Here is a 9,472-nt window from a genome sequence, read left to right on the forward strand (position 1 = left end):
CTCTTGGCATTTGCCGCGATGCAAGAAACAGGAACCCGCTCCCGACACAACGAAATGCCGGCTCGCGGGCGTGCATCGATACAACACTCACGCCAAAACCTCTCCCGTCATTCCGGAACGGCTCCGGAACGACGGCGAGGAGGAGGAGGAGGAGAAATCAAGTGTGATGCTGTTCGCTCCGCGCGGCCTCGACAGAATGAATGCGAGAGCGTGCAAAGCACAGCGCCGGGCAGGTAGGGGCCTTGCCTCACTGATGGAGCCCGCTAAACCTTGACCCGGCGTGCCGTTCGCGGTTTCTGCCGCTATGCGATAGTCCGAACGAGCTCCATCGCACTTAACGCGGCTGGATCTGCGGAGGTGGTGTCATAGACCTCCCCTTGCTCATGATGTGGACGTTGCGCGTCGCGTATTCGCGACCACAATCATGCTCCTCCCGTGACATAGAACTGTCAAGCGGGATCACGGGCTTTGAAATCACATTTGAGGCAGCGTTCCCCGTAGTTCCCGCGACAGATTGGCTGCATGCGGCGGCGGAATAAATCCCTTATAGCAGCGTTTGTGTCGAAGAGAATATCCGCGTCTCCCCTCGTTCTTTTCCAGAAAGCCAGAGATGAAAGCATTCATTTGCATCACCGTTCTCGCGGCCCTCGCGACCGGATCAGCGTTCGCGCAAACCCCGCCGCAGACCTCCACCCGAAAGGTGGACGGCACCGACAACGTCTACATCTTCCGCTATGGCGGCCATCAGTCGATGTTCGTGGTGACGCCAAAGGGCGTGATCGCGACCGACCCGATCTCCTACTTGCGCCCCGCGAAGCCCTATATCGACGCGATCAAGGCGGTCACCGACAAGCCGATCAAATACGTCGTCTACAGCCATCATCACTACGACCACATCGCCGGCGGCCAGCCATTCAAGGAGCTCGGCGCGACCTTCGTCGCACACCGGCGGACCAAGGAGCGTCTGCTCGAGCTGAAGAAGCAGAATGCGCTGCTCGCCGACGTGGTGATGCCGGATCAGGTGGTGGACGACAAGAAGAGCATCACGCTCGGCGGCACCACGCTGGAGCTGAACTATGTCGGCCGCAACCATTCCGACAATTCGCTGGTGATGCGGCTGCCGAAGGAGAAGATCGTGTTCGTGGTCGATTTCGCGCCGATCGAGTCCGTCCAGTTCCGCAACATCCCCGACAATGCCTCGCCGCTGGAATATATCGCCTCGCTGAAGAAGCTGGCGTCGCTCGACTGGGAGCGGATGATCCCCGGCCACCCCAATGCCGGCGGGCGGCTCGGCACCAAGAAGGACGTCGAGGACGACATCGCCTACATGGAAGACCTCTCCGCCCAGGTGAAGAAGGCGGCCGACGCCGGCAAATGCTTCGACACCGCGATGAAGGAAGTGAAGCTGCCGAAATACGAGAAGTGGGCGAATTACGAGACCGCCCTGCCCGCCAATGTCGAGCGCTTCTGCTACTGGTGGGGACGCGGGTACTAAGGGACGGCGTACACAGAGCTTCGCTCGCGCTGGGATCGCAGGGTGGGCAAAGGCGCGTCAGCGCCGTGCCCACCACCTCTATCCAGGCGAAGATCGGCGGGCACGCTTCGCTTCGCTTTGTCCATCCTGCGAGATCAGAGATCGCGGCTACGAACTACGGCAGCCACCTCGCTTTTGCCCACCCGGCTCGGTCCACGGCGATGGTGGCATCATGCCCCTGTCTTGCCCGACGAGTCAAACGTGTTTCGTAAAATCAGCAGCGCGCGGGACCCATCGCCAAGCCATTGATTCCGCTGGCACCGGCTACTGTGCATGGGGTTGTTTTCGCGCTTTTTGTCGATGTCCGGCTCAGTGGCCTAGAGAAACATGCCTGCCAGGTCGACCGTCGAGGACTTTCCGATCTGGCCGAAGTTTCGCGCCAGCCAGTTTCGCGCCGCCTCGCGGCCCTCGTCGCGCAGGCGACACAACAGGCTCCATTCGGGGTGGAACTGCGTGGCCGTGCCGAGCTGCGACATCAACTGGTCGTTGCCGATCCAGTGCATGTACATGCGGCTATGCCTGTCGCTGTCGAGCTCGCCGTCGTCGATCAGCCGCGTGGCGAACGCGATCGCGCGCATCTCGCGCATCAGGGACGAATTGAAGCTGATCTCGTTGATGCGGTGGAGGACATCGGCTGCACTGGTCGGCAGCTCGTCGCGCCGGATCGCCGTGACCTGCACGATGATGACGTCGTGACTGCCCTTGCGGTAGATCAGCGGATAGATCGCGGGATTGCCGAGATAGCCGCCATCCCAGTAGTGCTCGCCGTCGATCTCGACGGCCTGGAAATAGGGCGGCAGGCAGGCCGAGGCGAGCACGGTTTCCGCCGTGAGAAGCGGGCTCTGGAACACCTTGATCTTGCCGGTGCGGACGTTGGTGGCGTTGAGAAACAGCTGCGGCGCCTCGGGCGAGGAATTGAGCCGGTCGAAATCGACCACGCGCTCAAGCAGCGCGCGAAGCGGATTGAAATGAAAGGGATTGAGCAGGTTCGGCGGCAGCGTGTGCGTCAGCGTGTGGATGACGGCGTGGACCGGATGATATTCCGGCGGCAGCCGCAAGGCCTGGATCCACTGGTTGAGCGGCGAGAGCAGGTCGTACGTCATGTCCATGCGCGACACTTCGTACCAGAATGCATGCAGGCTCTCCCGCGCCGCCTCCCCGCCTCCGTGCGCCATGCCGGAGGCCATCGCGACCGCATTCATCGCGCCGGCGCTGGTGGCGCTGATCGCCTCGATCGCGAGCCTGCCGTCCTCGAGCACCTGGTCGAGCACGCCCCAGACGAAGGCGCCGTGCGCGCCGCCGCCCTGGAGCGCGAAGTTGACGGTCTTGCGGTCCGCGGTCCGGTTGGCTGTCACTTTGCTTGCTTCTTGCCTCCCGTCCCCTCCTTCTCCAGCGCCTTGCGCACCTCCTTGAACTCTTCCAGCGAGGCCTTGTCGGCACGGGGGAAGCGCAAGTCGAGCTTTTCGAGCGCAGCATTGATCACCGAGCCGATCACGACGCGGGCGAACCATTTGTGATCGGCCGGCACCACATACCACGGCGCATGGGAGGTCGCCGTGTGGCGGACGATGTCCTGATAGACGGCCTGGTAGCGCGGCCACAGCGCGCGCTCCTTGATGTCGTCCATCGAGAATTTCCACTGCTTGGCGGGATCCTCCAGCCGGTCGAGAAAGCGCTGACGCTGCTCGTCCTTGGACAGGTTGAGAAAGAACTTCAGCACCACGGTGCCGTTGCGGGAGAGGTAGCGCTCGAAGGCGGAAATGTCCTCGAACCGCTCCTTCCAGATGTTCTTGGTGACGAGCTTCTGCGGCAGCTTCTCCTTGGCGAGGATCTCCGGATGCACGCGCGTCACCAGGCACTCCTCGTAGTGCGAGCGGTTGAAGATGCCGATATGGCCGCGCTCGGGCAGCGCGGTGACGTGGCGCCAGAGGAAATCGTGGTCGAGCTCCTTGCTGCTCGGCGCCTTGAAGGCGTGGACATCGCAGCCCTGCGGATTGATGCCCTCGAAGATCGCCTTGATCGCGGAATCCTTGCCAGCCGCGTCCATGGCCTGGAACACGATCAGCAGGGACCAACGGTCCTGGGCGTAGAGCTTCTCCTGGAACTCGACCAGCCGTTTCTTGTTGGCGTCGAGAATTTCCTGCGCCTTCTCCTTGTCGAGATCGCCCTTCTCGTTGGTCTTGTGCGCCTTGAGGTGAAACTTGCCCGAGCCATCGTAGCGGAATGGCGTGATGTAGCGGTCAAGCTCCTGGGCGAGCGATCTGGACGGCTTCTTGTTCATGAGCGCGGGGCCCCTTGCGTTGCGGCTTCAGTCGGTCGAGCACGCTACCAAGGATGCCCTTGGGAAGGAATATGATGAAGAGCACCAGCAGCACGCCGTAGACGAGATTGTCCCAGCCGACCGCCTTGGTGCCGAAGCCGATGCGCAAGGTTTCCGCCAGCAGGATCGTGATGACGGCACCAAAGGTCGGACCGAGCGAGACGAACAGGCCGCCGACGATGGCGGCAAACACCATCTGCAGCGACACCGCGATGCCGCTGACCGTGTCGGGCGTGATGAACATCTGGTACTGGCAGTAGATGGCGCCCGCGAGCGCCGTCATCAGCGCGCTGAGCAGGGTGATCTTCAGCTTCTCGGCGGTGACGTCGACGCCGGCGGCGGCCGCGGCGTCCTCGTCCTCCGAGATCGCCTCCAGCGCGTAGCGGCTCATGCTGCGGTCGACCCAGTGCCAGACCACGATGCCGAAAAGCCAGACCCCGAGCGCGATCAGGTACCAGGTCGTCTTGTCGTCGAATTGCAGCGCCAGCAGCTTGTTGCCCGAGGCCCGGTTCGGCGTATAGCCGAGCGAGCCCCCGGTATAGTCACGTGTCGCGGTGATGACCTGGAGCACGATGCCCGACAGCGCCAGCGTCACCAGCACGAAATAGTGGCCGGTGATGCGGAAGCGGAAGCAGGGATAGCCGACGATCAGCGCCAAAGCACCCGCCGCAACCATGCTGATGGGAATGCCGATCCAGGGCGACCAGCCCAGATGATTCCACAGCAGCGCGGTGACATAGGCGCCGATGCCCATGAAGCCGCCATGGCCGAGCGAGACCAGGCCGAACCGCCCCATCATCGACCAGGACGTGTAGGCGAACGACCAGATCAGGATCAGCACCAGGATGTGCAGATGATAGGGATCGCGATAGACGAAGGGCAGCGCGACCAGCGCCGCCAGTCCGACCGCCCACGCCGCAAGCCGCCCCTGCCCCGTCATCGGCGCCTCGCAAGCAGGCCCGCGGGCCGGATGAACATCATGACGATGAAGAAGGCGAAGGCGAGCACATAGCCCCATTCAAGGTCGGAGAACAGCCCGCCGAGCGAGATGATCTCGGCGAACACGAAGGCGGCGATGAAGCCTCCGATGAAATTGCCCAGGCCCCCGAGCACGCAGATCAGGAAGGTGATCGGCCCGAAGGACAGGCCGACGAAGGGATGCACGTCGTATTGCAGCACCAGCAGGCAGGCGGCGAGGCCTGCGAGYGCGCCGCCGAGCGCCGAGGTGATGAGATACATTCTCTTCGTGTCGACGCCCATCAGCGCCATGATCTGCCGGTCTTGCGAGATGGCGCGGATCGCCGTGCCGGTGAAGGTGCGCGTCATGAACAAATAGACGGCGACCATGCCGACCAGCGCGGCCAGAAAGGACAGCAGCCGCGCGTAGCTGAAATTCATGTCGCCGAAGGCGAGCACCGGCAGGCGGATGCCGAGATTGCGGAAGTCGATGCCGAAGGCGACGGTGGCAAAGCTCTGGAGCACGAACAGCACGCCGCCGGTTGCGAGCAGCTGGTTGATCGGCGGCGCGGTGAGCAGCGGTGCGATCACGAGGTAGTGCAGCGCGGCGCCGAGGATCGCGACGAGCAAAATGGTGAACGGCGCCGCGATGAAGTAGCTGAGGCCGTAATACTGCACGATGAAATACATGGCGTACATGCCGATCATCACGAGCTCGGCGTAGCAGATCCAGGTCACGTCGATGACGCCGAAGATCAGGTTCAGCCCAAGCGCAAGCAGCGCCAGCACGCCGCCGAGCAGGATGCCGTTGATCACGGCCTCCAGAAGGTAGATGTCGAAAATGTCCAGGAATGCCTGCATGCCCCTGCCCGCCCCTCACACCCCGAGATACGCTTCCTTGACCGTGTCGCTCGCGAGCATCTCGGCCGAGGTGCCTGACGCCCGGATCGTGCCCGCCTCGATCAGATAGGCACGGTCGACCACCCGCAGCACCTGCTGCACGTTCTGCTCGACGATCAGCACCGTCAGCCCGCGAGCGCGGATCCGCTTCACCAGCTCGAACACCTGCTGCACCACGACCGGCGCCAGGCCCGCGGAGGGCTCGTCGAGCAGCAGCAGTTTCGGATTGGACATCAGCGCGCGCCCGATCGCGCACATCTGCTGCTCGCCGCCGGACATGGTGCCGGCCATCTGGTTGCGGCGCTCCTTCAGGCGCGGAAACAGGTCGAACACCACCTCCAGCCGCTCGCCATAGTGGCCGCGCGCCTCCTTCATGAAGGCGCCCATCTTCAGATTGTCGTCGACCGTGAGCTGCGGAAACAGCCGCCGGTTCTCCGGCACATGGGCAATGCCGAGGCTGACGATCTTGTGCGGCGGCGTCGCCACGACGTCGACGCCTTCCATCCTGATCGACCCGCGCGAGGGACGGATCAGGCCGGAGATGACGCGCATCAGGGTGGTCTTGCCGGCGCCGTTGGGGCCGATGACGCCGACGGCCTCGCCGGCCTTCACGTCAAGATCGACGTCGAACAGCGCCTGGAACGTGCCGTAACCGGCGTTGACGGACCGCAGCTCCAGCATCGGCTAGCCTCCCGCGCGGCGGCGCGCTTCGGCGGCCGCGGCCTGCGTGGTCTCGGCATCGGTGCCGAGATAGACCTCGATGACGCGGGGATCGCCTGCGACCGCGCTCGGCAGCCCTTCCGAGATCTTCTCGCCGTGATCGAGCACCATGACGCGATCGACCACCCGCATCAGCACGCCCATGATGTGCTCGACCCAGATGATGGTGATGCCGAGCTCGTCGCGGATGTTGCGCAGCATGTCGGCGGCCTGGTCCATCTCGGTCTCGTCAAGGCCGCCGAGGCTTTCGTCGGCGAGCAGCAGTTTCGGCGCGGTGGCGAGCGCTTTCGCCAGTTCGAGCTTCTTCAACCCGGCAGCGCCGAGGCCATCGACGCTGGCATGGCGGTCGGTCGGCAGGCCGACCATGGCCAGCGACCGCTCGGCCGCTTCCTCGGCCTTGATGCGGCTGTGGCGGCCCTGGCCGTAGAAGCCGGCGAGCGCGACGTTCTCGAACATGGACAGGCGGCGGAAGGGGCGCGGAATCTGGAAGGTGCGGCCGATGCCGCGGTTGATGATCCGGTGCGGCGCGAGGCCCGCGATCTCGTGCCCGGCGAACAGGATCGATCCGGAGGTCGGCGCCAGCGTGCCGGAGAGCATGTTGAAGATCGTGCTCTTGCCCGAGCCGTTGGGGCCGATCAGGCCGAGGATCTCGCCCTGATCGACTTTGAACGACACGTTGTTCACGGCGGTGAAGCCGCCAAACCGCTTCACCAGCCCGCTGACTTCCAACACCAAAGCTCTCCGTTTCCTCGAATGTTGCGCTACTGGTTGCTGTAGGTGGTGCCCTTCGGCAGTGGCAGCACGGCCTCCCGCTGCGCCTGGCTCTTCGGCCACACCACAGAGGATTTGTCGTCGATGTACTGGATCACGACGGGGAACGACCGCTCGTTCTGCCCGGCCATGGGCGTGCCCTCGCCGTAGAATTTCACGCCGAAGCCGAGCATGGTGCCGCCTTCGGGGATGTCGGTGTCGAGCGCCGCCTTGCGCAGCGCGTCGGGATCGACCCCTCCATACTTTTTTATCGCGCGCGGCAGCACGTCGGCCATGAACACATAAGTGTTGGACGCGCCGATGCCGACATGGGCGGAGCGGATGGCGACGCCGGGCCTGATCTTGTCGAACTCCTCACCGACCATCTTGATCACGGGCGCAAGCTTCGGATCCATGGTCTTCTGGTTGGCGAGCCAGATCGAGATCGGGTCGGCGTTGAAGATGTAGGTGGCGTCCGCGCCCATGCCCTCCTTCAGCTTCTCATAGACGCCGTAGCCGGCGCCATGCCCCATCAGCGCGCCGAACTTCAGCCCCTGCTCGCGGGCCTGCCGCAGCAACAGCGTGATGTCGGGGTTGTAGCCGGTGTGGAAGATCACGTCGGGCTTGGCGCGCTTCAGCTTGGTCACCAGCGCGGAGAGATCCGGCGCGGTCGCCGAATAGCCTTCCTTCATCACGACGTTGAAGCCGGCCTTCTTCGCGCCCGCCTCGTTACCCCTGGAAACGTCGACGCCATAGGCGCCGTCCTCGTGGATGATGGCGACGCGCAGATCCTTCGGCTCCTTGTCGAATTTGGCCTTGGCATTCTGGGCGATGAAATCCATCGTCATCATGCCGAACTGGTCGCCGCTCGCCTGCGGACGGAACACGTATTTGTAGCCCTTCTCGTTGAACACGGCCGACGAGATGCAGGTCGTCATCCACATGAACTTCTTGAGCTGCTCGACACGCGCGGCCACGGGCACGCATTGCGCCGATGAGAAGAAGCCGAGCACCATGTCGACCTTCTCCTGCTCGAGCAGGCGGACGGATTCGTTGATGGCGATGTCGGGCTTGCTCTGCGCGTCGGCGTAGACCGCTTCGATCTTGTAGCCTTCGACGCCGGTCTTGGCGAAATGGTCGAGGACGATCTTCGCGCCGACATAGTTGAGCTCGGAGCCGCCGCCCGCAAGGGGCCCGGTCAGGTCGAAAACGACGCCGATCTTGATCTTCTTGTCCTGAGCCTGGGCGGAGACTGCCAAGCCCGTCGCTGACATCGCGACCAACAGCCCCCGTACCAAGCGGGCAGCCATGCGCAGGCGCATCAAATCCTCCCTGGACTTTTGTGCATTGCATTCTTCTTGCTTTTGCTTTTTTGCCCATCACATGGGCTGCGCGCAGCGATGTCAAGCCTCGCGCGTCAGCGCGAGGCGAACTGCTGCGCGACGAAGGCCGTGACAAATCGCGGCATGGTCGGCGTGAGGTCATTCATCCCGCGCACGAGATGAATGGCCGACAATTCAGGTTCACTCTCGCGCGCGAGATTGGCTTCGATCCGGGCACGGATCGCCTCGCCCGGCACATCCAGGTTGAGGACCTGAATCATTGCAATCGAATGGCCGCTGACCACGCAGTGCCAGTCCGTTTCCGCGGCGTAGTCGGCCGCGGTCAGGCCGGTCTCCTCGGCGAGCTCGCGGACGACGCTGCCGGGAATATCGAGCACACCGTTCCTGACATCGTCGAGATCGGGCGTGCCGGAGGGGAAATAAATGCGGCCGGCATTGGCGGTATGCTGCGCCATCTCGCCCATCACGAAGGCACCGTCGGAGGCGCGCAGCGCGCCCATGCCGAAGCCGTTGAACACGGCGGCGTCAGGGAAGCCCCAGTCGCGCCAGGCGAGGAAGCTCGCGAAATCGGTCTCGAAATAGGTCGCGGCGAGATGGCCGTCCGTGAACACGGCATCGCGCCCGAGCAGGACGCGGCCGTTCCAGATCTTCGGCCGCTCGCGCTGCTTCTCGGCAAAGTGTGCCGCGATCTCGGCGCGCCGTTCCTCGGCGAACGGCCAGATAATCGGTCGCACGGCGAGATCAAGCGTCGTGACGCGATGAATGACCGGGGATGTCATGACGGGTCGGTTACCACGCCTTCGCGTCAGTTATTTGGCGCTCCCCGTGGTCTTCTTGGCCTGCTCGACATACTTGTTGGTAAAGGTCTTGCTGACGTCGATCTTGGCGTTGGCGACCTCCGGTGAGCCGACGCTGAACACGGCGAGCACGGCGTCCGCGCCCTTCGGG

General features: G+C 63.7%; 10 protein-coding genes and 1 pseudogene. 2 read left to right on the forward strand and 9 right to left on the reverse strand.

Features of this window, described 5'->3' with window-relative positions:
- Both AC1D00_RS13315 and AC1D00_RS13320 read left to right on the forward strand, forming a co-directional pair.
- Positions 1-274 (forward strand): hypothetical protein (locus AC1D00_RS13315; protein ID WP_477010984.1); only part of this gene is annotated, 274 nt, incomplete at its 5' end.
- A gap of 336 nt (positions 275-610) precedes the next feature.
- Entirely contained in the window at positions 611-1,495 is an 885-nt protein-coding gene (locus AC1D00_RS13320) for an MBL fold metallo-hydrolase (RefSeq protein WP_477010985.1), read from the forward strand.
- A 356-nt stretch (positions 1,496-1,851) separates the two neighbouring features.
- Here AC1D00_RS13320 and AC1D00_RS13325 read toward each other — a convergent pair whose 3' ends face one another.
- From AC1D00_RS13325 to AC1D00_RS13365, 9 genes and pseudogenes are all read right to left on the reverse strand, one after another.
- Entirely contained in the window at positions 1,852-2,889 is a 1,038-nt protein-coding gene (locus AC1D00_RS13325) for a patatin-like phospholipase family protein (protein ID WP_477010986.1), read from the reverse strand.
- A complete protein-coding gene (locus tag AC1D00_RS13330) occupies positions 2,886-3,815 on the reverse strand; it encodes a polyphosphate kinase 2 family protein (RefSeq protein WP_135175946.1) in 930 nt (309 codons plus the stop codon). The genes AC1D00_RS13325 and AC1D00_RS13330 overlap by 4 nt, the downstream gene beginning before the upstream one ends.
- Positions 3,775-4,794, reverse strand: a complete 1,020-nt coding sequence (locus AC1D00_RS13335) for a branched-chain amino acid ABC transporter permease (protein WP_404553785.1) — start codon at positions 4,792-4,794, stop codon at positions 3,775-3,777. The genes AC1D00_RS13330 and AC1D00_RS13335 overlap by 41 nt, the downstream gene beginning before the upstream one ends.
- Entirely contained in the window at positions 4,791-5,672 is an 882-nt protein-coding gene (locus AC1D00_RS13340) for a branched-chain amino acid ABC transporter permease (protein WP_027547894.1), read from the reverse strand. Before AC1D00_RS13340 ends, AC1D00_RS13335 begins: the two co-directional genes overlap by 4 nt.
- A gap of 15 nt (positions 5,673-5,687) precedes the next feature.
- Complete coding sequence (locus tag AC1D00_RS13345) at positions 5,688-6,392, reverse strand: ABC transporter ATP-binding protein (RefSeq protein WP_135175944.1); 705 nt, start codon at positions 6,390-6,392, stop codon at positions 5,688-5,690.
- 3 nt (positions 6,393-6,395) lie between these two features.
- The gene (locus AC1D00_RS13350) at positions 6,396-7,163 is read right to left on the reverse strand and encodes an ABC transporter ATP-binding protein (RefSeq protein WP_027547896.1); all 768 of its coding nucleotides are present in this window, start codon (positions 7,161-7,163) and stop codon (positions 6,396-6,398) included.
- A gap of 29 nt (positions 7,164-7,192) precedes the next feature.
- A complete protein-coding gene (locus tag AC1D00_RS13355) occupies positions 7,193-8,503 on the reverse strand; it encodes an ABC transporter substrate-binding protein (protein ID WP_477010987.1) in 1,311 nt (436 codons plus the stop codon).
- Positions 8,504-8,598: 95 nt separating this feature from the next.
- Positions 8,599-9,303 (reverse strand): NUDIX hydrolase, encoded by a 705-nt coding sequence (locus AC1D00_RS13360; protein WP_135175941.1) that lies wholly within the window; start codon positions 9,301-9,303, stop codon positions 8,599-8,601.
- A 30-nt stretch (positions 9,304-9,333) separates the two neighbouring features.
- A pseudogene (locus AC1D00_RS13365) lies at positions 9,334-9,472 on the reverse strand (ABC transporter substrate-binding protein); the annotation flags it as partial.

It is taken from the genome of Bradyrhizobium sp. P2_E8 (assembly GCF_056403875.1).

Bases quoted from the DNA above. Each gene is read 5' to 3' on its own strand.
- AC1D00_RS13320 (WP_477010985.1), top strand. From the start codon at position 611: ATGAAAGCATTCATTTGCATCACCGTTCTCGCGGCCCTCGCGACCGGA.
- AC1D00_RS13360 (WP_135175941.1), bottom strand. From the start codon at position 9,303: ATGACATCCCCGGTCATTCATCGCGTCACGACGCTTGATCTCGCCGTG.
- AC1D00_RS13330 (WP_135175946.1), bottom strand. From the start codon at position 3,815: ATGAACAAGAAGCCGTCCAGATCGCTCGCCCAGGAGCTTGACCGCTAC.
- AC1D00_RS13335 (WP_404553785.1), bottom strand. From the start codon at position 4,794: ATGACGGGGCAGGGGCGGCTTGCGGCGTGGGCGGTCGGACTGGCGGCG.
- AC1D00_RS13345 (WP_135175944.1), bottom strand. From the start codon at position 6,392: ATGCTGGAGCTGCGGTCCGTCAACGCCGGTTACGGCACGTTCCAGGCG.
- AC1D00_RS13355 (WP_477010987.1), bottom strand. From the start codon at position 8,503: ATGCGCCTGCGCATGGCTGCCCGCTTGGTACGGGGGCTGTTGGTCGCG.